Annotated in this window: 20 protein-coding genes; 15 read left to right on the top strand and 5 right to left on the bottom strand. The window is 67.2% G+C overall.

Going from position 1 to position 23,017, the window contains the following annotated elements:
* Positions 1–15 precede the first annotated feature (15 nt).
* Positions 16–525 carry an SsrA-binding protein SmpB gene (gene smpB, locus INQ41_RS07695; protein ID WP_193983344.1) on the bottom strand — a complete coding sequence of 170 codons (510 nt, stop codon included), beginning with the start codon at positions 523–525 and terminating at the stop codon, positions 16–18.
* 59 nt (positions 526–584) lie between these two features.
* On the opposite strand from smpB, the gene INQ41_RS07690 reads away from it, so the two are divergent.
* A complete protein-coding gene (locus INQ41_RS07690) occupies positions 585–1,016 on the top strand; it encodes a type II toxin-antitoxin system RatA family toxin (RefSeq protein ID WP_193983342.1) in 432 nt (143 codons plus the stop codon).
* Positions 1,017–1,027: 11 nt separating this feature from the next.
* Positions 1,028–1,300 (top strand): RnfH family protein, encoded by a 273-nt coding sequence (locus INQ41_RS07685; RefSeq protein WP_193987280.1) that lies wholly within the window; start codon positions 1,028–1,030, stop codon positions 1,298–1,300.
* A 9-nt stretch (positions 1,301–1,309) separates the two neighbouring features.
* Here the strand turns inward: INQ41_RS07685 and INQ41_RS07680 are convergent, their stop codons facing one another.
* A complete protein-coding gene (locus INQ41_RS07680) occupies positions 1,310–1,699 on the bottom strand; it encodes an outer membrane protein assembly factor BamE (protein WP_193987279.1) in 390 nt (129 codons plus the stop codon).
* Positions 1,700–1,846: 147 nt separating this feature from the next.
* Here INQ41_RS07680 and fur point away from each other — a divergent pair, with 147 nt between their 5' ends.
* Complete coding sequence (fur, locus tag INQ41_RS07675) at positions 1,847–2,254, top strand: ferric iron uptake transcriptional regulator (RefSeq protein WP_193983340.1); 408 nt, start codon at positions 1,847–1,849, stop codon at positions 2,252–2,254.
* A gap of 34 nt (positions 2,255–2,288) precedes the next feature.
* Here fur and recN read toward each other — a convergent pair whose 3' ends face one another.
* The gene (gene recN, locus INQ41_RS07670; RefSeq protein WP_193983338.1) at positions 2,289–3,971 is read right to left on the bottom strand and encodes a DNA repair protein RecN; all 1,683 of its coding nucleotides are present in this window, start codon (positions 3,969–3,971) and stop codon (positions 2,289–2,291) included.
* A gap of 120 nt (positions 3,972–4,091) precedes the next feature.
* Between recN and grpE the strand changes: the two genes are divergently transcribed.
* From grpE to recJ, 10 genes are all read left to right on the top strand, one after another.
* Entirely contained in the window at positions 4,092–4,622 is a 531-nt protein-coding gene (gene grpE, locus INQ41_RS07665) for a nucleotide exchange factor GrpE (protein WP_193983336.1), read from the top strand.
* A 99-nt stretch (positions 4,623–4,721) separates the two neighbouring features.
* A complete protein-coding gene (dnaK, locus tag INQ41_RS07660; RefSeq protein ID WP_193983334.1) occupies positions 4,722–6,647 on the top strand; it encodes a molecular chaperone DnaK in 1,926 nt (641 codons plus the stop codon).
* A 153-nt stretch (positions 6,648–6,800) separates the two neighbouring features.
* On the top strand, positions 6,801–7,928 hold the full coding sequence (dnaJ, locus tag INQ41_RS07655) for a molecular chaperone DnaJ (protein WP_193983332.1): 1,128 nt from the start codon (positions 6,801–6,803) through the stop codon (positions 7,926–7,928).
* Between the two features lie 182 nt (positions 7,929–8,110).
* Positions 8,111–9,442 (top strand): hypothetical protein, encoded by a 1,332-nt coding sequence (locus INQ41_RS07650; RefSeq protein WP_228076541.1) that lies wholly within the window; start codon positions 8,111–8,113, stop codon positions 9,440–9,442.
* Between the two features lie 91 nt (positions 9,443–9,533).
* Positions 9,534–10,256 (top strand): 4-hydroxy-tetrahydrodipicolinate reductase, encoded by a 723-nt coding sequence (gene dapB / locus INQ41_RS07645; protein WP_193983330.1) that lies wholly within the window; start codon positions 9,534–9,536, stop codon positions 10,254–10,256.
* 213 nt (positions 10,257–10,469) lie between these two features.
* A complete protein-coding gene (gene carA / locus INQ41_RS07640) occupies positions 10,470–11,597 on the top strand; it encodes a glutamine-hydrolyzing carbamoyl-phosphate synthase small subunit (protein ID WP_193983328.1) in 1,128 nt (375 codons plus the stop codon).
* 1 nt (position 11,598) lies between these two features.
* Complete coding sequence (gene carB, locus INQ41_RS07635) at positions 11,599–14,850, top strand: carbamoyl-phosphate synthase large subunit (protein ID WP_193983317.1); 3,252 nt, start codon at positions 11,599–11,601, stop codon at positions 14,848–14,850.
* An 81-nt stretch (positions 14,851–14,931) separates the two neighbouring features.
* The gene (greA, locus tag INQ41_RS07630; RefSeq protein WP_193983308.1) at positions 14,932–15,408 is read left to right on the top strand and encodes a transcription elongation factor GreA; all 477 of its coding nucleotides are present in this window, start codon (positions 14,932–14,934) and stop codon (positions 15,406–15,408) included.
* 2 nt (positions 15,409–15,410) lie between these two features.
* Positions 15,411–16,364 (top strand): phosphoglycerate mutase, encoded by a 954-nt coding sequence (locus INQ41_RS07625; RefSeq protein ID WP_193983307.1) that lies wholly within the window; start codon positions 15,411–15,413, stop codon positions 16,362–16,364.
* Complete coding sequence (gene recJ / locus INQ41_RS07620) at positions 16,361–18,088, top strand: single-stranded-DNA-specific exonuclease RecJ (RefSeq protein ID WP_193983305.1); 1,728 nt, start codon at positions 16,361–16,363, stop codon at positions 18,086–18,088. The genes INQ41_RS07625 and recJ overlap by 4 nt, the downstream gene beginning before the upstream one ends.
* Positions 18,089–18,097: 9 nt before the next feature.
* Here recJ and INQ41_RS07615 read toward each other — a convergent pair whose 3' ends face one another.
* Complete coding sequence (locus INQ41_RS07615) at positions 18,098–19,318, bottom strand: acyltransferase family protein (protein ID WP_193983303.1); 1,221 nt, start codon at positions 19,316–19,318, stop codon at positions 18,098–18,100.
* 66 nt (positions 19,319–19,384) lie between these two features.
* On the bottom strand, positions 19,385–19,999 hold the full coding sequence (locus tag INQ41_RS07610; RefSeq protein ID WP_193983302.1) for a 2OG-Fe(II) oxygenase: 615 nt from the start codon (positions 19,997–19,999) through the stop codon (positions 19,385–19,387).
* A 181-nt stretch (positions 20,000–20,180) separates the two neighbouring features.
* Here INQ41_RS07610 and prfB point away from each other — a divergent pair.
* Together prfB and lysS are read left to right on the top strand one after the other, a co-directional pair.
* Positions 20,181–21,309, top strand: a protein-coding gene (prfB, locus tag INQ41_RS07605; protein ID WP_193983300.1) for a peptide chain release factor 2 whose coding sequence is annotated in 2 segments (ribosomal slippage) — positions 20,181–20,255 and positions 20,257–21,309 — 1,128 coding nt in all. Because the reading frame shifts where the segments join, the coding sequence is not laid out codon by codon here.
* A gap of 50 nt (positions 21,310–21,359) precedes the next feature.
* Positions 21,360–22,901 carry a lysine--tRNA ligase gene (lysS, locus tag INQ41_RS07600; protein ID WP_193983298.1) on the top strand — a complete coding sequence of 514 codons (1,542 nt, stop codon included), beginning with the start codon at positions 21,360–21,362 and terminating at the stop codon, positions 22,899–22,901.
* Positions 22,902–23,017 lie beyond the last annotated feature (116 nt).

Genomic DNA, 23,017 nt, shown 5'->3' with positions numbered 1-23,017 from the left:
CGCGCTTCGGCCGGCTCAGGCGTTCTTGTTGTGCTGGCGCAGGGTGCGCTGCTTCTCGCGTGCCCAGTCGCGGTCCTTGCTGGTCTGGCGCTTGTCGTGGCTCTGCTTGCCCTTGGCCAGCGCCAGCTCAAGCTTGACCTTGCCGGCTTTCCAGTACATCGAGGTCGGGATGACGGTATAGCCGTCGCGCTCGATCTGGCCGATCAACTTGTCGATCTCGCGCCGGTGCAGCAGCAGCTTGCGGGTGCGCATCGGATCGGCGACGACATGGCTGGAGGTGGAAATCACCGGCGTCATCTGCGCGCCGAACAGGAACATCTCGCCGTTGCGGACGACCGCGTAGCTCTCGCCGATGTTGGCGCGGCCGGCACGGATCGACTTCACTTCCCAGCCCTGCAGCGACAGCCCGGCTTCGAAACGCTCTTCAAGGTGGTAGTCGAAGCGGGCGCGCTTGTTCAGTGCAATGGTGCCGCCGCCCGACTTTCCCTTATCCTTGTCGCTCTTGTTGGTTTTGTTCTTCGTCATTGCGCCTATTGTGTCCGATCCGGAGCGCGCCGTGATACCGGATGATGGCTGTTGCTCCCATGACCACGATCCACCGCACCGCCCTTGTTGCCCATTCGGCTGCACGCATGTTCGAACTGGTCAACGACGTGGAGGCGTACCCGCGACGTTTTGACTGGTGCCATCAGGCGCAGGTGCTCGAGTCCGGCGACAACCACGTGGTCGCGCGCCTGGACCTGGGCCTGGGCGCGTTGAAGACGTGGTTCACCACCCGCAACACGTTCAGCGCGCCGGAGAGTATCGACCTGGCGCTGGTGGACGGGCCGTTCCGCAAGCTGTCGGGACGCTGGGAATTCACCGCGCTGGAAGAATCGGCCAGCCGGATCAGCCTGACCCTCAAGTTCGAGCCGGCCATCCGCCTGCTCGGACCGGCGATGGCGATCGGTTTCCAGAAGCTGGCCGACCGCATGGTCGATGACTTCATCCGCGCCGCGGATCGCGATCCGTCGTGAAGGTCGAAGTCGTGAAGGTCGAAGTGGTGCGGGCGTGGCCGGATCGCTTCGAGAGTGTCGACCTCGAACTGCCGGCGGGGGCCGTGGTGGCCGATGCGCTGCGCGCGTCGGGCATGGTGCCGGAAGAGCAGGCCGATGCGACTGCGGTGGCGGTGTTCGGCGTGGTCTGCGGCCTGCAGGACGCGCTGCGCGATGGCGACCGCGTGGAGTTGCTCAGGCCGCTGTTGATCGACCCCAAACAGGCCCGGCGCCGCCGCGCAAAGGCGGCCAGAACGCCGGGATGAGAAGGCGCCTCAGCGCTTCTTCTTTTCCTTGGCGAGGTTGCGGCCGAACTGCTTGACCGAGTTCTTCGCCAGTTCCGCGTCCTGGTTGGGAAAGTAGTCACCTTCCCATTTCACCAATTCGTCGTTCGCGTCAAACCACAGGGTCAGGTTCTTGATGCGGGTGCGCGCCAGACGATCGGTGCGCTCGCTGGCGGTGTAATCCCAGCGATCAGGATGGTAGGGGTCCTGGATGGACGGGGTCCCCAGCAGGCCGGCCACCTGTTGCTTGGCCATGCCCACCTGCAGCTGCTCCACCGCGTTCTCCTTCAGCAGGTTGCCCTGGTAGATGGGTTGGCGGTAGACGATGCCGCATCCGGCCGTGGTCGCGGCAACGGCAAGGACGAGCAGGATCGTGCGCAATGGGTGCTTGGTCATCGGTGTCTGCAGCAGGTGGATAACGGGGGCGATGATACACTGCCGCCGCCGCGCCGCGGCTGCACCCTGTCCACGTTCATCCAGTGTTGCAGGGCGCTCGTCGCCCGCCACGGATCCCGCAAGGAGCCCTTGATGGAATCCCAGAACCTTCGTAACGCGGGTCTCAAGGTGACCCATCCGCGCATGCGGATCCTGCAGTTTCTCGAGCAGAGCAAGCCCCGCCACGTCACTGCCGAGGACATCTACCGGCAGTTGCTCGACCAGGGCGAGGATATCGGTCTGGCCACCGTGTACCGCGTGCTGACCCAGTTCGAGGCGGTCGGGCTGGTGCTCAAGCACAACTTCGAGGCCGGCCAGTCGGTGTACGAGCTTGACCGCGGCGGCCACCACGACCACATGGTCGACGTGGACACCGGCAAGGTGATCGAGTTCGAGAACGAGGAGATCGAGCGCCTCCAGCACGTCATCGCGGCGCAGTACGGCTACGAGATCGAGGACCACACGCTGGTCCTGTACGTGCGCAAGAAAGGCTCGCGTTAACGCGTCAGCGTCGCCGGCTGGGCTGCGCCCGCCTTCAGGTCACGTCATCGAGCAGGCGCTGCGCGGCCGCGCGGGCCTCTCGCGTGAGTTCCACGCCGCCCAGCATCCGTGCCAGCTCCTCCTGGCGCTGCCCAGCATCCAGTTGCTGCACCTGGCTCTGGGTGACGCCGTCGGCGGCCGCCTTGCTGACCCGGTAGTGCGCATGCCCCTGCGCCGCGACCTGCGGCAGGTGGGTGACGCACAGGACCTGGCGATTGGCACCCAACGCGCGCAGTTTGCGGCCGACGATGTCGGCCACCGCGCCGCCGATCCCGGAATCGACCTCGTCGAACACCATCGTGGGCACCGCATCCAACCCCAGCGCGGCGACCTCGATCGCCAGCGAGATCCGCGACAGCTCGCCACCGGACGCAACCTTGCGCAGCGGGCGCGGCGGCTGGCCGGGGTTGGCGGCGACCATGAACTCGATGCGCTCGCCGCCGTTGGGATCGGGCTTGTCGGCAGGCAGCGGCTCGACCTCGATATCGAAGTGTCCGCCGCCCATGCCCAGTTCGCCGATCAACGCCGTGGTGGCCTTGGCGAGTTTGCCCGCGGCTTTGCGCCGCTTGGCGCCCAGCGCGTCCGCCGCCGTCCGCCAGGCTTGGCGGGCTTTGGCAATGTCGCCATCGAGTCGTTCCAGCCGGCGATCGGCCCCGCGCAGCGTATCCAGCTCCGCCTCGATCGCATCGCGATGCGTGGCCAGCCCTTCCGGCGCCACACGGTGCTTGCGGGCCAGGTCATGCAGGCGGGCCAGGCGCTGCTCGATCGACTCGAACAGCGACGGATCGATGTCCAGGTCGTCGCGGATGCGGTCCAGCAGGCTGCCTGCCTCGTCGATCTGGATCGCGGCGGCGGCGAGCATGCCGTCCACTTCGGTCAGGCGGGGTTCGTGGGTGGCCACGCGCTGCAGTTCGTGGCGCACCTGCTGCAGCGCGCGCGATACGGAGGCATCGTCGCTGCCACCGAGTTGCGCGAACGCGCTCTCGCTGGCCGCAATCAAGTCGCTGGCGTGGGCCTGGCGACGGTGGTCCAGCAGTAACTGGGCGATGGAATCGGCATCCAGCGTTTCCCGCTCCAGCTCAAGGAACTGGTGTTCCAGCCATTCGATGCGGTCGCTGACGTCGCCCTTGGCGACCAGTTCGTCGCGCTCGCGCAGCAGCGCGCTCCACTGCATGGTGGCCTCGGCCACCTGCGCCCGCTCGGGTGCGGTGGCGGCGTAGGCGTCGAGCAGGGCGAGCTGGCTGCCGCGCGCCATCAGGGCCTGGTGCTCGTGCTGGCCGTGGATCTCCACCAGGTGTGCGGTGAACTCGGCCAGCTGCGTCATCGTCACCGGCCGCCCGTTGATCCAGGCGCGGGAACCGCCGTCGGCGCGGATCACCCGTCGTACGAGGCAGCCCGAACCTGACGGCACATCGGCCTCGTCGAGCTCATGCTCCTGCAGCCACGCGACGGCGGCAGGCACATCGTCCAGCCTGAATTCGCCTGCCAGTTCGGCGCGCTCCGCCCCATGGCGCACCACGCCGCTGTCGGCGCGGATGCCCGACAGCAGGCCCAGGGCATCGACCAGCAGGGACTTGCCCGCACCGGTTTCCCCGGAGATGACGGTGAGCCCCGGTCCGAAGACGAGTTCGGCCTGGCGGACGACGGCGAAATGCTTGAGTGAGAGATGGGTAAGCATGAGGCGCGAGTCTAATCGGGACGGCGCCCGCACGGAATTGTCTTGAATTGGTCCGCGCTGGCCCCATTGCTGAGTCAGTCAAGGACCAAGCGTCCCCGTATCGTCAGGACCAGAGCAGATATGACCACCGAACCCAACCAGGATCCGGCAGCACAGTCGGCCCCAGTCGAAAGCGACAACCACGATCCGGAAAGCCAGCTGGCGGCCCAGCTGGACGCGGCCAACCAGGAGCTCAACAACCTGCGCGAGAGCATGTTGCGCGAGCGTGCCGATCTGGAAAACCAGCGCAAACGCCTGACCCGCGATGTTGAGATGGCGCGCAAGTTCGCCAACGAACGCCTGCTGTCGGCGTTGCTGCCGGTAATCGACAGCCTGGAGGCGGGTCTGCAGGCGTCCGGCGACGACGCCGATGCCCTGCGCCAGGGCGTCGAGCTGACCCTGAAGCAATTGCTCAAGGTCACCGGCGACAACGGTCTGGTCGAGGTCAATCCCGCCGGCCAGCCGTTCAATCCGGAACACCACGAGGCGATGAGCACCGTGGCCAGCGCCGAGCACCCGCCCGGCCACGTGGTGCAGGTCTACCAGAAGGGCTGGCTGCTCAATGAACGTTTGTTGCGGCCGGCATTGGTTGTTGTCAGCGGCGACGCTTGAACCGGCGGGCCGCGACCCCCAGATAACTGACATGAGCGGCAGCAAGTGTGGCCGCCCCCGTCTATCGGCATCAAATCCAATATCAAAGGAATAAACAGCATGGGCAAGATCATCGGTATCGACCTGGGCACGACCAACTCGTGTGTCGCGGTGATGGAAGGCGGCAAGGCGAAGGTCATCGAGAACGCGGAGGGTGATCGCACCACTCCGTCCATCGTCGCCTACACCAAGGACGGCGAGATCCTCGTGGGCGCCTCGGCCAAGCGCCAGGCCGTCACCAACCCCAAGAACACCTTCTTCGCGGTGAAGCGCCTGATCGGCCGCAAATTCACCGACGCCGAAGTGCAGAAGGACCTGGACCACGTCTCCTACAGCGTCATCGCCCATGACAACGGCGATGCGTGGGTGGAGACCGGCGACAACAAGAAGATGGCGCCCCAGCAGATCTCCGCCGAGATCCTGTCCAAGATGAAGAAAACCGCCGAGGATTACCTGGGCGAGAAGGTCACCGAGGCGGTCATCACCGTGCCGGCGTACTTCAACGACAGCCAGCGCCAGGCGACCAAGGATGCCGGCAAGATCGCGGGCCTGGACGTCAAGCGCATCATCAACGAGCCGACCGCGGCCGCGCTGGCCTACGGCATGGACAAGAAGGGCGGCGACCGCAAGGTGGCCGTGTATGACCTGGGCGGCGGTACCTTCGACGTCTCGATCATCGAGATCGCCTCGGTCGATGGCGAGATGCAGGTCGAGGTGCTCGCCACCAACGGCGACACCTTCCTGGGTGGTGAGGACTTCGACAACCGTGTCATCGCCTACCTGGTCGAGGAGTTCAACAAGGACCAGGGCATCGACCTGCGCAAGGACCCGCTGGCCCTGCAGCGCCTGAAGGATTCCGCCGAGCGCGCCAAGATCGAGCTGTCCACCGCGCAGCAGACCGAGGTCAACCTGCCGTACGTGACCGCCGACGCGTCGGGTCCGAAGCATCTGAACATCAAGCTGACCCGCGCCAAGCTGGAGTCGCTGGTGGAGGACCTGGTCAAGAAGTCGATCGATCCGTGCCGTACCGCGCTCAATGACGCCGGCGTGCGCGCCAGCGAGATCGACGAGGTGATCCTGGTCGGTGGCCAGACCCGCATGCCGAAGGTGCAGCAGGCGGTCACCGAGTTCTTCGGCAAGGAGCCGCGCAAGGACGTCAACCCCGACGAGGCCGTCGCCGTGGGTGCCGCGATCCAGGGCGGCGTGCTGGCCGGCGACGTCAAGGACGTGCTGCTGCTGGACGTGACCCCGCTGAGCCTGGGCATCGAGACCCTGGGCGGCGTGTTCACCAAGATCATCGAGAAGAACACCACGGTGCCGACCAAGGCCTCGCAGACGTTCTCGACCGCGGAGGACAATCAGTCCGCCGTGACCGTGCACGTGCTGCAGGGTGAGCGCGAGCAGGCCCGCTACAACAAGTCGCTGGCGCGCTTCGACCTGTCGGGCATCGAGCCCGCGCCGCGCGGCCTGCCGCAGGTGGAGGTGTCGTTTGACATCGACGCCAACGGCATCGTCCACGTCACCGCCAAGGACAAGAAGACCGGCAAGGAACAGAAGGTCGAGATCAAGGCCGGCTCGGGCCTGTCCGAGGAAGAGATCCAGAAGATGGTCCAGGACGCCGAGGCCAACCGCGAGGAGGACCAGAAGTTCCACGAGCTGGTGCAGGCGCGCAACCAGGCCGACGGCCTGGTGCATTCGGCGCGCACCGCGATCAAGGAGAACGGCGACAAGCTGCCGGGCGAGTTGATCGGCGCGACGGAAGCGGCGATTGCCGAAGTCGAGACCGCCATGAAGGGCGACGACAAGGGCCAGATCGAAGCCAAGAGCAAGGCGCTCGAGGAAGCGGCCCAGGCCCTGTTTGCGGCGGTCCAGTCGCAGCAGGCCGGCGCCGACGCGGCCGGTGGCGACGCCAGCGCAGACACGGCGGCCGACGATGTGGTCGACGCCGAGTTCACCGAAGTGAAGGACGACGACAAGAAGCAGTAAGCGATCCGCTCCCGCAGATGAGCGCGGGTTGGGCGCGAGGGTTCGGGATCGATGCGTGGTCCCGGACCCTCGTTGTTTGAGTGGCTCGTTCCGACAAATTTTTGAACCAGACCGCGCGGACGTTGGTCCGACGGGCAGGGGAAGTGGCAGTACATGAGCAAACGCGACTATTACGAGGTCCTGGGCGTATCCCGGACGGCAAGCAGCGACGAGCTGAAGAAGGCTTACCGGCGTTGTGCGATGAAATACCACCCGGACCGCAACCCGGACGACGCAACCGCCGAGGCCAGCTTCAAGGAGTGCAAGGAAGCCTACGAAGTGCTTTCCGATGACTCGCGCCGGCGCATGTACGACCAGCACGGCCACGCGGCGTTCGAGCACGGCATGGGCGGCGGTGGCGGCGGGTATTCCGACGACATGGGCGACATCTTCGGCGACATCTTCGGCAACATCTTCGGAGGTGGCGGCGGTGGACGCGGTCCGCGCCGCGGCGCCGATGTCGGCTATGTGATGGAGCTGTCGCTGGAAGATGCGGTGGCCGGCATCGAGAAGCGCATCGAGATCCCGACCCTGGACTCGTGCGCAAAGTGCAAGGGCAGCGGTTCCGCCGACGGCAAGCTGCATACGTGCAATACCTGCCACGGTCGGGGCCAGGTGCGCATCCAGCGCGGCATCTTCTCGATGCAGCAGGCCTGCCCGCATTGCGGCGGCCGCGGCCAGTCCATCGAAAACCCGTGTGGCGACTGCCACGGACAGGGACGCATCGAAGGCAGCAAGAGCCTGCAGGTCAAGATCCCGGCCGGCGTGGACAACGGTGACCGCATCCGCCTGTCCGGCGAGGGCGAGGCCGGCCCTGCCGGATCGCCGCCGGGCGACCTGTACGTCGAGGTCCGCGTGCGCGAGCACGAGTTCTTCCAGCGCGACGGCGACGACCTGCATTGCGACGTGCCGATCCGGCTGGGCCAGGCGGCGCTGGGTGCCTCCATCCGGGTGCCGACCCTGGGCGGTGACGTGGAACTGAAGGTTCCCGCCGAGACGCAGACTGGCAAGGTGTTCCGCCTGCGCGACAAGGGCGTGCAATCGGTCCGCAGCCGCCGGCCCGGCGACCTGTATTGCCGCGTGGTCATCGAGACGCCGGTCAACCTCACCAACGAGCAGCGCGAATTGCTGCAGAAGCTGGAAACCAGTTTCACCGGCGAGCACGCCAGCCGGCACTCGCCGCGCTCCTCGACGTTCATGGATGGCGTCAAAGGTTTCTGGGACCGGATGACCTCCTCCTGAGTCGCCGTTCCGGGTTGAAACACCGGCCGTGACCGGAACGTCGCGGCCTCGTTGTCCATCCGCCGTGAAAGAATGGCCGCGGCGATTGCAGGAGGCCTTGGACGATGACGGACGGCGGACGTATCAGAACCACTCGCAGCGGGCGCTTTTCGGCCGCTTGGCTGCTGGTTGCGGTGCTTTGTGTGGCCTTGGTCGCGTGTTCCACCGACAAAGCGCCGGTCGAGCCCGCCGACTGGCCGGGCGCGCCGGAGAAGTTTTCCCGGGTCCAGCCGTGGCCGCTGCCTGTCACCGGCGAAGCGGCGCATCCCGACCTCGTTGCCACACCGCAGGGCGATTTGCTGCTCAGCTGGATGCAGCCCGCGCCCGACGATCATCGTGAGCTGCGGATTGCCCGGTTGGCGTCACCCGCGCCCGGTGCCCCGGGTGCCTGGGCGGATCCACTCAGCGCAGGCACCGGCGGCAACTGGTTCCTCAACTGGGCGGACACGCCCCACGTCTACGCGCTGCCGGACGGTTCAGTCTGGGCGCACTGGCTGCGGCAGACCGGTGAGGGACGTACGGATTACGGGATCGATCTGGTGCGTTCCGGCGACGGCGGCCGGACGTGGTCTCCGCCAACGCTGGTGAGCCTTCCCGATCTGCCGGGCGACAACGGATTCGTGACCTTCTGGCCCCAGACATCCGATGAGCTGGGGATGGCTTGGCTGGACAGCCGGCAGAAGGCCACGGCATCCAGCTCGGCCGACACGGAAACCGCGCCGACCGCCAACGATCAGCACCCCGGCAGCGCGCCGGCCGACGACGGCCACGGCCACGGAGACGGCGCGATGATGCTGCGCGCCGCCATCTACCGCGCGCCCGCGTCCAACACGCTTGGCGCCGCCGCGTCGAAATCGAGCGAGTGGCCGCTGGACGTCTCTACCTGCGACTGCTGCACCACGGCCTCGGCAATCACCTCGCGCGGTCCTGTCGTTGTCTACCGCGGGCGCAGCGCCGGCGACATCCGCGACATCCGCCTGGTGCGCCTGGAGGGCGGGGCGTGGACCGCGCCGCGCGACGTGCACGCCGATGGCTGGTGGATGACGGGCTGTCCGGTCAACGGCCCGGTGGTCGTTGCCGAGGGCGATACCGTATGGGTGGCCTGGTACACCGAGGCCGATGGCCACTCCGAGCTGCGACTCGCCCGTTCCGACGATGCCGGCGACAGTTTCGGTCCGCCACTCGCGGTCGCCAATGGGCCGCAGGTGCTGGGGCGGCTGGGGCTTGGGCTTGCGCAAGGGCATGTGCTGCTGTCCTGGCTGCAGGAGCGCGACGGTGGCGACGGCCAGCAATTGATGCTCTCGCGTATCGATCGCGAGCTCGGCGCTGCCCACAGCATTCCGGTCGCGGCCTTGGCCGCGCGCGGCCGTGCCAGTGGAATCCCCAGGCTGGCGGTGCTCGACGAGGCCGCGTGGCTCGTCTGGGGAGAGGTGGTGGACGGAACACCCACCCTGAAGGGCGCTCTCGTCCAGTGACCCTCTGCGGTCCGCAAGCTCCTGCGGAAACGGTGGTGCAGACGTCCCGCGCCGCTTGCCCGCGCGGCCGCGCAGCCTATAGCCTGCGGGCATGAAGCAATCGTCCGATGTCACCCGTGTCCTGATCCACGGCGCCTCCGGCCGGATGGGTCAGGCCCTGCTGCGTCTGCTGGCGACGCGTGAGGATTTGCGAGCGGTCGCGGCTGTCTCGCGCAGCAAGCCGGCGCAACGCGTGGTCGACGGTCTGCCGTACTTTGCCGTGACCGAACTGCATGGCGTGCCCGCGTTCGATGTCGCGATCGATTTCAGCCTGCCCGATGGCCTGGAAGCGATCCTGGGCCTGTGCGTTGAGCGCGGCGTGCCGCTGGTCTCCGGGACCACAGGCCTGAGCGCATCCGGCGAGCGCGCGCTGGACGCAGCCGCCACGACGGTGCCGGTGCTGCTGGCCGCCAATTTCAGTCTCGGCGTGACCGTGCTGGGTGATCTGGTCGAACGCGCCGCGAGGCTGCTGCAAACCTGGGATTGCGACATCGTCGAATCCCATCACAAGCACAAGCTGGATGCGCCGTCCGGCACTGCACTCGCCCTGGGCGCGCGCGCGGAGCAGGGCGGTGCGCAGCCGAGTTACGCATCGCTGCGCGCCGGCGATATCGTCGGTGAGCATACGGTCCAGTTCGCCGGGCCGGGTGAGCGGATCGAACTGGTCCACCGCGCGACCAGTCGCGATGTCTTTGCCCGCGGCGCACTGCATGCCGCGGCGTGGCTTGCCGGGCAGGCGCCGGGCCGGTATCAGCTGCGCGACATGCTGCGGTAGCGCCGCCTTTTTTCGCCGGCGGCTGTGCTTACCGCCGGCGGTGGGATGCGCAGCACTGGCACTCGCAGCGCTTCATCGCTAGAATTCCCGTTCGCCTGAACCCCATTTGTCGGACCGGAACCCCCACCGCGTCCGCGCTTTGCTGCAGCCGGTATTTGGCCAGTGTTGCGCTCGATGGACTCAGCATCCCCTGGCAGACAAGGCGATTTTTCCGTGACCCAACCCGCAATCCTTGCGCTCGAAGACGGCACCATCTTCGAAGGCGTTTCCGTAGGCGCACCCGGCCTGTCCGTTGGTGAGGTGGTTTTCAACACCGCCATGACCGGCTACCAGGAGGTCCTCACCGACCCTTCGTACGCGCGCCAGCTGGTGACGCTGACCTACCCGCATATCGGCAATACCGGCATCAATGACCAGGACAACGAGTCCTCGCGGATCTGGGCCGCCGGCCTGATCGTGCGCAACGTGCCGCGCCGTCCCAGCAGCTGGCGCAGCCAGGTCGCGCTGCCGCAGTGGCTGCAGGACCAGGGCGTGGTCGCGATCGCCGATGTGGACACCCGCAAGCTGACCCGGATCCTCAGCAGCCACGGCTCGCAGAGCGGGGCGCTGATGGCCGGCGATGGCATCAACGCGGACCATGCCGTCGAGGCGGCGCGCAAGTTCCCCGGCCTGCAGGGCATGGACCTCGCCCGCGAGGTCAGCACGCACGAGCGCTACGAATGGAACGAGGGCCAGCTCGACCTGGACAGCAACGAATTCGCCCAGGGCGAAGGCCGCTTCCACGTGGTCGCCTACGACTTCGGCATCAAGCGCAACATCCTGCGCATGCTCGCCCAGCGCGGCTGCCGGGTCACGGTTGTGCCGGCACAGACACCCGCTGCCGATGTACTCGCCCTGCGGCCCGACGGCGTGTTCCTGTCCAATGGTCCTGGCGACCCGGAACCGTGTGACTACGCGATCGCCGCGATCCGCGAGTTGATCGCCCAGCGCATCCCCATGTTCGGCATCTGCCTGGGCCACCAGTTGCTCGGGCTGGCCAGTGGCGCGAAGACGATGAAGATGAAGTCCGGCCACCACGGCGCCAACCATCCCGTGCAGGCGCTCGACGACGGCGGCCGGGTCATGATCACCAGCCAGAACCACGGCTTTGCGATAGACGAAGCCACCCTGCCTGCCAGCCTGCGCACCACCCACCGCTCGCTGTTCGACGGTTCCAACCAGGGCATCGAGATCCCCGGTGCACCCGTTTTCGGCTTCCAGGGCCACCCCGAGGCGAGTCCGGGTCCGCAGGATGTCGCCCCTTTGTTCGACCGGTTTGTTGCGCTGATGGAGGCCAACTGACATGCCAAAGCGCACCGACATCAAGACCGTCCTTATCATCGGCGCCGGCCCGATCGTGATCGGCCAGGCCTGCGAGTTCGACTATTCCGGCGCGCAGGCCTGCAAGGCCCTGCGTGAGGAGGGCTACCGGGTCGTGCTGGTCAACAGCAACCCGGCCACGATCATGACCGACCCGGACATGGCCGACGCGGTCTACATCGAGCCGATCAACTGGCGCACGGTGGAGAAGATCATCGCGAAGGAGCGCCCCGACGCGCTGCTGCCGACCATGGGTGGCCAGACCGCGCTCAACTGCGCGCTCGACCTGGACGACCACGGCGTGCTGGCGAAGTACAACGTCGAGCTGATCGGCGCCCGGCGCGAGGCGATCATGATGGCCGAGGACCGCGAGCTGTTCCGCGTCGCCATGGCCGAGATCGGCCTGGAATGCCCGAAGGCGGCGATCGCCAAGACCTTCGAGCAGGCGGTCGAGATCCAGGCCACGGTTGGCTACCCGACCATCATCCGGCCGTCCTTCACCCTGGGCGGCAGCGGCGGCGGCATCGCCTACAACCGCGAGGAGTTCGAGGAGATCGTCAAGGGCGGCCTGGAGCTGTCGCCGACCAACGAGGTGCTGATCGAGGAATCGGTGCTGGGCTGGAAGGAATTCGAGATGGAGGTGGTCCGCGACACGGCGGACAACTGCATCATCGTCTGCTCGATCGAGAACTTCGACGCGATGGGCGTGCACACCGGCGACTCGATCACCGTCGCCCCGGCGCAGACCCTGACCGACAAGGAATACCAGCGCCTGCGCGATGCCTCCCTGGCGGTGCTGCGCAAGATCGGCGTGGACACCGGCGGCTCCAACGTGCAGTTCGGCATCAATGCCGAGACGGGCCGCGTGGTCGTGATCGAGATGAACCCGCGCGTGTCGCGTTCCTCGGCGCTGGCCTCCAAGGCGACCGGCTTCCCGATTGCCAAGATCGCCGCCAAGCTGGCGGTGGGCTACACGCTGGACGAGTTGCGCAATGACATCACCGGCGGCGCGACGCCGGCGTCGTTCGAGCCAACGATCGACTACGTGGTGACCAAGATTCCGCGGTTCGCCTTCGAGAAGTTCCCCCAGGCCGACTCGCGCCTGACCACCCAGATGAAGTCGGTGGGCGAGGTGATGGCGATGGGCCGCACCTTTCAGGAGTCGCTGCAGAAAGCCCTGCGCGGGCTGGAGACCGACAAGGTCGGCCTCGACCCGACCGGCATCGACCTGGCCACCGATGAAGGCATGGCCACGATCCGCCGCGAGCTCAAGGAGCCGGGCCCGGAGCGGATCTTCCACATCGGCGATGCCTTCCGCGCCGGGATGAGCGTGGAGGACGTGCACGCGCTGTCCTTCGTCGATCCGTGGTTCCTCGACCAGATGGAGGAGATCATCGCCGCCGAGAAGGACGTCGCCGCGCATGGTCTGTCCGCCCTCGACGCCGGCCGCATGCGCGAGCTCAAGCGCATGGGCTTCTCCGACGCGCGCCTGGCCCAGCTGACCGGCACCGACGAGACCGCCGTGCGCTCGCTGCGCCGCGCCTTCGGGGTGCGCCCGGTGTACAAGCGCGTGGATTCCTGCGCCGCCGAGTTCGCCACCACCACCGCCTACATGTACTCGACCTACGAGGACGAGTGCGAGTCCAATCCGACGGACCGCGACAAGATCATGGTCCTGGGTGGCGGTCCCAACCGGATCGGCCAGGGCATCGAGTTCGACTACTGCTGCGTGCACGCGTCCCTGGCGCTGCGCGAGGACGGGTTCGAGACCATCATGGTCAACTGCAACCCGGAAACCGTATCCACCGACTACGACACCTCCGACCGCCTGTACTTCGAGTCGCTGACGCTGGAAGACGTGCTGGAGATCTGCGAGCTGGAGAAGCCCAAGGGCGTGATCGTCCAGTACGGCGGCCAGACCCCGCTGAAGCTGGCGCAGGCGCTCGAGGCCGCCGGCGTGCCGATCATCGGCACCAGCCCCGACAGCATCGACCTGGCCGAGGACCGCGAGCGTTTCCAGCAGCTGGTCGACAAGCTGGGCCTGAAGCAGCCGCCCAACCGCATCGCCCGCAACGCCGAGGAGTCCGTCGTGCTCGCGCGCGAGGTCGGTTATCCGCTGGTCGTGCGCCCAAGCTACGTGCTCGGTGGCCGGGCGATGGAAGTGGTGCATTCCGATGCCGACCTGGAGCGCTACATCCGCGATGCGGTGCGCGTCTCGGAGAAGTCGCCGGTGCTGCTGGACCGCTTCCTCGACAACGCCATCGAGGTGGACGTGGACATCATTGCCGACAAGGACGGCAACGTCCTGATCGGCGGCGTGATGGAGCACATCGAGGAGGCCGGCGTGCACTCCGGGGATTCCTCCTGCTCGCTGCCGCCGTACTCGTTGTCGGCGCAGACCCAGGCGCGCCTGCGCGAGCAGGTGACGGCGCTGGCCAAGGCGCTCAACGTGGTCGGCCTGATGAACACCCAGTTCGCGATCCAGAACGACGGCAACGGCGAGGACACGATCTACCTGCTGGAAGTGAACCCGCGCGCGTCGCGCACGGTGCCGTTCGTGTCCAAGGCCACCGGCATGGCGCTGGCGAAGATCGCCGCGCGCTGCATGGCCGGCAAAACCCTGGCCGAGCAGGGCGCAACGGGCGAGATCATTCCGGACTACTACTCGGTCAAGGAAGCGATCTTCCCGTTCGCCAAGTTCCAGGGCGTCGATCCCATCCTAGGGCCGGAAATGCGCTCCACCGGCGAGGTGATGGGCGTGGGCCGCAGCTTCGGCGCGGCCATGGCACGCGCGCAGGAGGCCGCCAGCATCAAGGCGCTGCCCGACGGCGGCAAGGTCTTCGTCTCCGTGCGTGATCCGGACAAACAGCGCGTGCTGCCGGTGGCCCAGGATCTGGTCGCCCGCGGCTACTCGCTGGTCGCCACCAGCGGCACGGCGAAGTTCCTGCGCGCGCAGGGCCTGGAATGCCAGGCGATCAACAAGGTCAATGAAGGCCGCCCGCACATCGTGGACCTGATCAAGAACGGCGAGATCGTCTACATCGTCAATACCACCGAGGGCAGCCAGGCGATTTCGGATTCGTTTTCGATCCGTCGCGAGGCCCTTCAGCAGCGCATTACCTATTCGACCACCATCGCCGGCGCACGCGCATTGCTGCAGTCGCTGGAGTTCCGTGATGCCGGGCCGGTGCTGTCGCTGCAGGAACTGCACGCGACCGTGAAGACCACCGCCTAGCTTTGCCCCGGCGCTCCCGGGCACAATCGGGACGTCGCAGAAAAACCAGTGCCGGCCACGCGCCGGCCCGAGGACCATTCCATGCAAGCACCCCTTACCGCCAAGGGTGCGCAGCGTCTGCGCACCGAACTTGAGCAGCTGAAATCCGTCAAGCGGCCGGCCGTCATCGCCGCCATTGCCGACGCCCGTGAACACGGCGATCTCAAGGAGAACGCCGAATACCACGCCGCGCGTGACCAGCAGAGCTTCATCGAAGGCCGCATCAAGCAGCTTGAGAGCGAGCTGTCGAACTCGCAGATCATCGACATCGCCGCGCTGAACGTGGGCGACAAGATCGTGTTCGGCGCAACCGTCGACCTGGTCGATACCGAGAGCGACGAGGAGCGGACCTACCAGATCGTTGGCGACCTGGAGGCCGACATCAAGCTGGGCCTGATCGCGATTTCCTCGCCGGTCGCGCGCGCGCTGATCGGTCGCCACGAGGGCGACAGCATCATCATCGATGCACCGGGCGGCACCCGCGAATACGACATCGTCGCCGTCCGTTACGTCGTCTGAGGATGACCCGACGGGCGGTCACCCTGCTGATGCCGGCGCGCAGCCGCTTCGGCGGCCAGCGACTGTCGGAAAGCGCGGGTCGCTGGTTCGCCCGCGCCGACCGTTCCGATCCCGGCGGCGAGGTGGTGCAGCGCCAGTTTGACGTGCTGCCGCGCGGCTGGCCGGTCGCCGCCGTCACCCGTCAGCGCGACGCGGGCGACGCGGCGGGATCGGCCTGGATGCGCGCGGACCCGGTCTATATCCAGCCGGAGATCAACGGCGCACGCCTGATGGCGCACGGCGACGCGCTGTCGCTGAGCGAGGCGGACACCGCCGCGTTCCTGCCGGCGCTGAAGCCGTACTTCGGCGATGGCGGGACCTTGCTGGATGCGCCGGTGCCGTCACGCTGGTACCTGCAAATGCCCGCCGGCGCGAAGCTGCCGACGATGGCATCGCTGGACAACGCGCTGGGCGCCGATCTGTTCGAGCAATTGCCCGACGGCCCGGACGGGCGTCGCTGGCGGGCGCTGCTGAGCGAGGCGCAGGTGATCCTGCACAACCATCCGCGCAATGCCGAACGGGCAGCGCTGGGTCTGGCGCCAGTGAATTCGCTGTGGTTCTGGGGCGCCGGCACGCTGCCGGACCACGTGCGCACCGTGCATGCGCGGATCGCCAGCGACGACGACACCCTTACCGCGTTCGCGACCGCCGCCGGCGTGCCGGCCGGTCCGCTCCCCGCGCGCTGGGCGCAGGATGGCGAGGGACTGTTCGACCTGCGTCATCTGCGGGATCTGGCGGTGTTCGATCGCGACTGGTGGCAGCTCTTGTCGGTGCAGCTGGGGTCGGGCGGCATTGCGTCGCTGGACGTTGAGTTCGCCGACGGCCACCGTCTGGACATGCGTCCGCGCAACCGCTGGCGTTTCTGGCGGCGGCCCATGCGGTCTTTCGTCAATCCGGCGCCGGACTCCGTGCAGTGAGCCGCGGCGGGATCGTTCGTCGCCCGGCCGGTGCCGGGTCCGGACCGTGGCCGGACAGCATTCCGCCACTGCTCCGGCGCATCTACGGCGCCCGGGGCGCGCTTAACGAGGCACAGGCGCGTCCTCGCCTGGCCCATCTCCTGCCGCCCGACGGCCTGCTCGGGCTGGACGCCGCCACCGCGCTGCTGGCTGAGGCGATCGCCGGTGACCGCCACATCCTGGTGGTCGGTGACTTCGACTGCGACGGGGCGACCGCGTGTGCGGTCGCGGTTCGGGGTTTGCGCATGCTCGGCGCGCGGCGCGTTTCCCACGCCGTCCCCAACCGCGCGGTTCATGGCTACGGGCTGTCGCCCGCGCTGGTCGCCGAGCTCGCACCGCTGCAGCCGGACCTTCTGGTCACCGTGGACCACGGCATCGCCTGTCACCCGGGCATCGCCGCGGCCAAGGCGCTGGAGTGGAAGGTGCTGGTCACGGACCACCATCTGCCCGGCGACACGCTGCCGCCCGCCGATGCGATCGTCGATCCGAGCCAGCCCGGTGACACCTTCCCCAGCAAGGTGCTGGCCGGCGTCGGAGTGATGTTCTACGTGCTGCTGGCCCTGCGTCGACGTCTGCTCGCGGACGGCTCGCTGACCGGCGGCAGCAACGGGCGCGGCCCCGACCTCAGCCGGTTGCTTGACCTGGTAGCGGTCGGCACCGTCGCCGATCTGGTGCCGCTGGACGCCAACAACCGCGCCCTCGTCGCGGCCGGGCTGCGCCAGTTGCGGGCAGGCAAAGGATGCGCAGGCCTGCAGGCGCTGATCGAGGCCGCCCAGCGGGATCCGGCGCGGTTGAGCGCCAGCGATATCGGTTTCGCCATCGCCCCGCGCCTGAACGCGGCGGGCCGGTTGGAGGACATGGCCGTCGGCATCGAGTGCCTGCTGACTGACGACCTGACCCAGGCGCGGGAGATTGCCACCACGCTCAACCGCATCAACACCGAGCGCCGCGCGGTCCAGCAGCAGATGACCGACGAAACCGAGCAGGCGTTTGCCCGGGTGGCTTTGGACACCAGCGACGTGCCGCTGGCCGCATGCCTGTTCGATCCGGGGTGGCACCCGGGCGTGGTCGGGCTGGTCGCCTCCAAGATGAAGGAGCGGCTGCACCGCCCGGCCATCGCCTTTGCACCGGCCGAGCCGGGCGGCGACATGTTGCGCGGTTCGGCGCGCTCGATTCCCGGCTTCCATATCCGCGATGCACTGGCCACGGTCGATGTGCGCAACCCCGGCCTGATCGAGCGCTTTGGCGGGCATGCGATGGCCGCCGGGCTTTCCCTGCCGCTCGCCTCGCTGGAAGCGTTCGAGCATGCGTTCCGCAAATGCGTCGAGCTGACCCTGTCGCCCGAGTTGCTGCATCTGCAGATTCCCAGTGACGGCGAATTGGCCGCCGACGAGTTCACCCGCCACAGCGCCGATGCACTGCGCCACGGCGGCCCGTGGGGACAGGGCTTCCCCGAGCCCCAGTTCGACGGCGAATTCGATGTGCTCGGCTGGCGCATCGTCGGCCAGAAGCACCTGAAGCTCGAGCTCGCGCTCGCTGGCCGGCGGGTCAACGCCATCCATTTCGGTGGCTGGGACGAGCAGGAACCGCCGCCCCGGGTGCGGATCGCGTACCGGCTGGAAGCGGACGACTACCGTGGCGGCGACGCGATCCAGCTGGTCGTGGTCCATCGCGAAGCGGCGTGACGGGACGCCTCAGTCGACCTGCAGCGGTGCTGCCTTTGGCCGTCGTTCAAGCCGCGCGCCCCGCGGCACCAGTCCGAGTCCGAACAGTGGCCGCAGCACTGCGACGCGACGGATCACCAGTTCGTGCAGCAACGCGCAGCCCGCGATCGTCAGCACTGTCACCAGCGCTGGTTCCAGCACGGGCCCGATCTGCAGAGGGATCAGCCAGTACGCGGCCAGCACCATCAGGCTCTGGTGCAGGATGTACCACGGGTACACGGCTTCGGTGGCGTAGGGGAGCCAGCGCATCGGGCGGTTCAACAGCGCGTGGCCCCAGGCAAAGATCGCCAGCAGCGCCGACCACATGTACAGCGCACGCGCGGCTCGTTCCATCGTGCCCCAGGGCACATGCTGCGCCCAGAGCGGGACCTCGCCGGCGGGCAGGTACTGGCCCGCTGCCTTGAGGCTCAGCTCCACCGAAATGCAGGCCACCGCGATGGCCAACAACGGCTTTCGCAGGCGGGTCAGGCCGGTCCAGATCGCGGCTTTGTCGGCGACAGCGAAACCGAGTACGAAGACCGGGAAGTACTCCGCGTGCAGGTACCAGTCGCCGACCAGCGCGTGGGTCTCCGGAAAACGCGGTTTCAGGATCACCAGGAAAGCAAAGAACATCGCCGCGGGCATCAGCAGCCAGGCAAGCCCGCGCGGGCGGACCAGCCATTCGATGGCCCGCTGTGCGGGGGTGGAGCGGAGCAGCGGCGCCAACGCCAGCAGCACCAACGTGTACACCCACAGATAGGCCAGGTACCACAGGTGGTTCCACGTGATCCCGTGGGTGGACCCCGCGAAAGTGCCTGCCGGCCACGGGCGCAGTTGCAGATACCGCCACATGAAGGCGGCATAGCCGGTTTCGATCGTTCCCTTGCTGATCCCTTCGCAGTACGCCTGCGCGGACACAATGAACAGCATGCCGAAAACGAGCGGGACCAGCAGGCGCCAGGTGCGGGCAAGCATGAAGCTGCGCGGGTTCCGTCCCCGCAGCGCCAGCCCGAGGGCAATGCCGGAGATGGCGAAGATCAGTGGCATCCGCCAGCGATTGAACACGATCCGGACATAATCCAGCCAGCTGTTCTGGTAGCTGCTGACAATGTGGAAATCCGAGTCGCGCTGATACACCCCGCTGACGTGATAGAGGATCAGGATGGCGAAGGCGATGACGCGCAACGCATCGATGTCATGGCGGCGGGGCATGCGGCGGTCCCTGGTGAGTTCGCCAACCGTACTGCAATCCTGAGGCACCGCGCATCTTGACGGACGTCAGCGGCGCCCATTCATCCTCTGCTGATGCATCCAGCAGGCGATGCTCAGCCGGTTGCGCGTGGCCGGCAGCACCTCATGTTCGAATTGCGCCGAGAGAAACAGCACCAGCCTGCCGGCCTGCGGAAGGATGTTGCGATGCGATCCGTCGTCGAGGTACAGCCTCAGTGCGCCACCGTCTGACTCGCGCCACGCCTCATTGAGGTAGTACACCGCGGACACGACGCGTGCGTCATCGTCGTGAATGCGGTCGAGATGTCGCGCATAACCTGTCCCGGGAGGGTAGACGGCGTAATGCGATTCGCAATCGACCAGGCCGAGCATCAATTCGTGATTCAGTGCGATCCGCAGGGCGTTCATGCGGTCGATGAAGGCCCGCTGGGCCGCGCTTTCCGTGCTGGTGGAGAACCAGTGGATACGGTCACCGCGCAGCAACGATACGGTGCGGGCGGCACCGATCCGCGCCAGCGACAGCGCATCGGCACCGTGCATGGCGGCGCACTCATCCGCCAGCGCCCGCGTCTGTCCGGGGTGCATCAGGTGCGCCAGCACGTACCATCCGTCGGCGGCGAGCGTCCGGGCGGCAACATGGAACTCGTCGTGGGAGAGGTTCATCGAGTGCCTGTCGCAGGGGAAGGATTGGAACTGTCGTTACCAAAGCCGATGCCAGTATGGGCGCCCCGTACCGCCACGCACATGCGCAAGCGGATTCGCCTTCTCCGGTCACGGGCGCGGGACGCCCTCAGCCCTTGCGCCTGCTAGACTTGGCGGTCATTTTTCGCATGAAACCACGGACATGATCGAACTGAATCCCGTCCACGAGCGCATCGACGATCTCAAGGATCGTTTGCAGGCGCTCAGGGGGTATCTTTGACTTCGACACCAAGGTCGAACGTCTGGAAGAAGTCAGCCGCGAGCTGGAAAGCCCGGACGTCTGGGACGACGCCGAGCGCGCGCAGTCGCTGGGTCGCGAACGCGCTTCGCTGGACCGCGTGGTCAATGGCATCCGCAGCCTGACCGAGAGCGTCACCGGCGCCGAGGAGCTGCTTGAGCTGGCGGAAATGGAAGGCGACGACGACACCGCCCAGGCGGTGATCGAGGACGTTGAAACCTATGCGAAGGCCGTCGACGAGCTCGAGTTCCGGCGGATGTTCTCCGGCGAGATGGACAACGCGGCTGCGTTCGTCGACATCCAGGCCGGTGCCGGCGGCACCGAGGCCCAGGACTGGGCCGAGATCCTGTTGCGGATGTACCTGCGCTGGGCCGAATCGCGCGGCTGGAAGGCCGAGCTGATGGAAGTCAGCGGCGGCGACGTGGCCGGCGTGAAGTCGGCGACCTTCCGCGTCGAGGGTGAGTTCGCCTACGGCTGGCTGAAGACCGAGACCGGCGTGCATCGGCTGGTGCGCAAGTCGCCGTTCGACTCCGACAACCGCCGCCACACCAGTTTCACCTCGGTGTTCGTCGCGCCGGAAGTGGACGACAACATCGAGATCGACATCAATCCGGCCGACCTGAAGACCGACGTCTACCGCTCCTCCGGCGCCGGCGGCCAGCACGTCAACAAGACCGAGTCGGCCGTGCGCATCACCCACGTGCCGACCGGTACGGTGGTGGCCTGCCAGACCGAGCGCAGCCAGCACGCCAACCGCGACCGGGCAATGAAAATGCTGGCCGGAAAGCTCTATGAGCTGGAGATCCAGAAGCGCAATGCCGAGCGCGACGCGGTGGAGGCGACCAAGTCCGACATCGGCTGGGGCAGCCAGATCCGCAACTACGTGCTCGACCAGAGCCGGATCAAGGACCTGCGCACCGGTATCGAGCGCAGCGATACCCAGAACGTCCTCGATGGCGACCTTGACGAGTTCGTCTCGGCCAGCCTCAAGGCGGGCCTGGCGGTGGGCGCGAAACGCTCCGACGCCACCTGAACCGAGCCCCGCGACCGTTGCACCCCATGCATCACCTCTAAGACATGACCATGACCGATTCCGCTCCAGCCCCTGCCGACGCCACGACCGCCGACGCCCGTCCCGACGAGAACAAGCTGGTGGCCGAGCGCCGGGCCAAACTCGCCGAGCTGCGGGAGCAGGGCATCGCGTTTCCCAACGACTTCCGCCGTCATGACTACGCCGGTGACCTGCAGGCCGAATACGCCGACGCGGAGCAGTGGAGCGCGGAGGCGCTGGACGCGAAGCAGCACCGGGTCGCGGTCGCCGGACGCATCGTGCTGAAGCGGGTGATGGGCAAGGCGAGTTTCGTCCAGATCCAGGACGAGTCCGGCCGCCTGCAGCTGTTCCTGCAGGCGAACACGCTGGGCGAGACCTATGCCGCGTTCAAGGGCTGGGACGTGGGCGACATCGTCGGCGCGCAGGGCGTACTCACGCGCACCCGCACCGGCGAGCTGTCGGTGCGGGTCGACCAGTTGCGCCTGCTGACCAAGTCCCTGCGACCGCTGCCGGACAAGTTCCACGGCCTGTCGGACGTGGAGCAGCGCTACCGCCAGCGCTATGTGGACCTGATCGTGTCGCCGGAAGCGCGCGAGGTGTTCATCAAGCGCTCGCGGATCATCCGGGCGATGCGCGAGTGGCTCGACAGCCGGCGCTTCCTGGAAGTCGAGACGCCGATGATGCACCACATCCCCGGCGGCGCCACGGCCAAGCCGTTCAAGACCCACCACAACGCGCTCGACCTGGACCTGTACCTGCGCGTCGCGCCCGAGCTGTACCTCAAGCGCCTGGTGGTCGGCGGCCTGGAGCGCGTCTACGAGATCAACCGCAACTTCCGCAACGAGGGCGTGTCCACCCGGCACAACCCCGAGTTCACGATGCTGGAGCTGTACGAGGCCTATGCGACCTACAACGAGGTCATGGACCTGACCGAAGCGATGATCCGCGACATTGCGGTGTCGGTGCCGGGCACCACTCAGCTCGAATGGGATGGGGAATCGATCGACGTCGGCCCGGCGTTCCGGCGCTGGACGATGAGCGACGCGGTGCTGGAACACAACCCGGAAATCAGCGCCGCCGACCTGCGCGATGTGGATGCGATGCGCGCCCATTGCGAGCGTCTGAAGATCCCGCTGAAGCCCGGCTATGGCTGGGGCAAGATGCTGCTGGAGATCTTTGAGGAAACCGTCGAGCACACCCTGATCCAGCCGACCTTCATCACACGCCATCCCGTCGAGGTCAGCCCGCTTGCCCGCGAGAGCGACGACGATGCCGGCATGACCGACCGCTTCGAGCTGTTCATCGGCGGCAAGGAGCTGGCGAACGGCTTCTCCGAACTCAACGACGCCGAGGACCAGGTCGCCCGCTTCAAGGCGCAGGTCGCGGCCAAGGACAGCGGCGACGACGAGGCCATGCATTTTGACGCCGACTACATCCGCGCGCTGGAGATCGGGCTGCCGCCGACCGGCGGACTGGGTGTGGGCATCGACCGTCTCGTCATGCTGATGACGGGTTCCTCCTCGATCCGCGACGTGCTGCTGTTCCCGTACATGCGGCCGGAATCGGCGAGCTAGCCACGCCGGTTTCCGGTAAATCGGCGAGGTTCGCTCTGCGCAGCCACGCGGGTTGCACCGGTACTGCCACGCATCGGCAACGCCCGCGCACCCGCACGCGTTGCTGGATGTTCCCC

The sequence above is a fragment of the Lysobacter ciconiae genome, assembly GCF_015209725.1.
GTDB lineage: Bacteria > Pseudomonadota > Gammaproteobacteria > Xanthomonadales > Xanthomonadaceae > Novilysobacter > Novilysobacter ciconiae.
This window is presented reverse-complemented; position numbering and strand designations above follow the sequence as displayed.

Coding starts and splice junctions, on each gene's coding strand:
- INQ41_RS07625 (WP_193983307.1), top strand. CDS start 15,411: ATGACCCGACGGGCGGTCACCCTGCTGATGCCGGCGCGCAGCCGCTTC.
- smpB (WP_193983344.1), bottom strand. CDS start 525: ATGACGAAGAACAAAACCAACAAGAGCGACAAGGATAAGGGAAAGTCG.
- INQ41_RS07615 (WP_193983303.1), bottom strand. CDS start 19,318: ATGCCCCGCCGCCATGACATCGATGCGTTGCGCGTCATCGCCTTCGCC.
- INQ41_RS07610 (WP_193983302.1), bottom strand. CDS start 19,999: ATGAACCTCTCCCACGACGAGTTCCATGTTGCCGCCCGGACGCTCGCC.
- dapB (WP_193983330.1), top strand. CDS start 9,534: ATGAAGCAATCGTCCGATGTCACCCGTGTCCTGATCCACGGCGCCTCC.
- recN (WP_193983338.1), bottom strand. CDS start 3,971: ATGCTTACCCATCTCTCACTCAAGCATTTCGCCGTCGTCCGCCAGGCC.
- fur (WP_193983340.1), top strand. CDS start 1,847: ATGGAATCCCAGAACCTTCGTAACGCGGGTCTCAAGGTGACCCATCCG.
- dnaJ (WP_193983332.1), top strand. CDS start 6,801: ATGAGCAAACGCGACTATTACGAGGTCCTGGGCGTATCCCGGACGGCA.
- grpE (WP_193983336.1), top strand. CDS start 4,092: ATGACCACCGAACCCAACCAGGATCCGGCAGCACAGTCGGCCCCAGTC.
- lysS (WP_193983298.1), top strand. CDS start 21,360: ATGACCGATTCCGCTCCAGCCCCTGCCGACGCCACGACCGCCGACGCC.
- dnaK (WP_193983334.1), top strand. CDS start 4,722: ATGGGCAAGATCATCGGTATCGACCTGGGCACGACCAACTCGTGTGTC.
- INQ41_RS07690 (WP_193983342.1), top strand. CDS start 585: ATGACCACGATCCACCGCACCGCCCTTGTTGCCCATTCGGCTGCACGC.
- greA (WP_193983308.1), top strand. CDS start 14,932: ATGCAAGCACCCCTTACCGCCAAGGGTGCGCAGCGTCTGCGCACCGAA.
- carB (WP_193983317.1), top strand. CDS start 11,599: ATGCCAAAGCGCACCGACATCAAGACCGTCCTTATCATCGGCGCCGGC.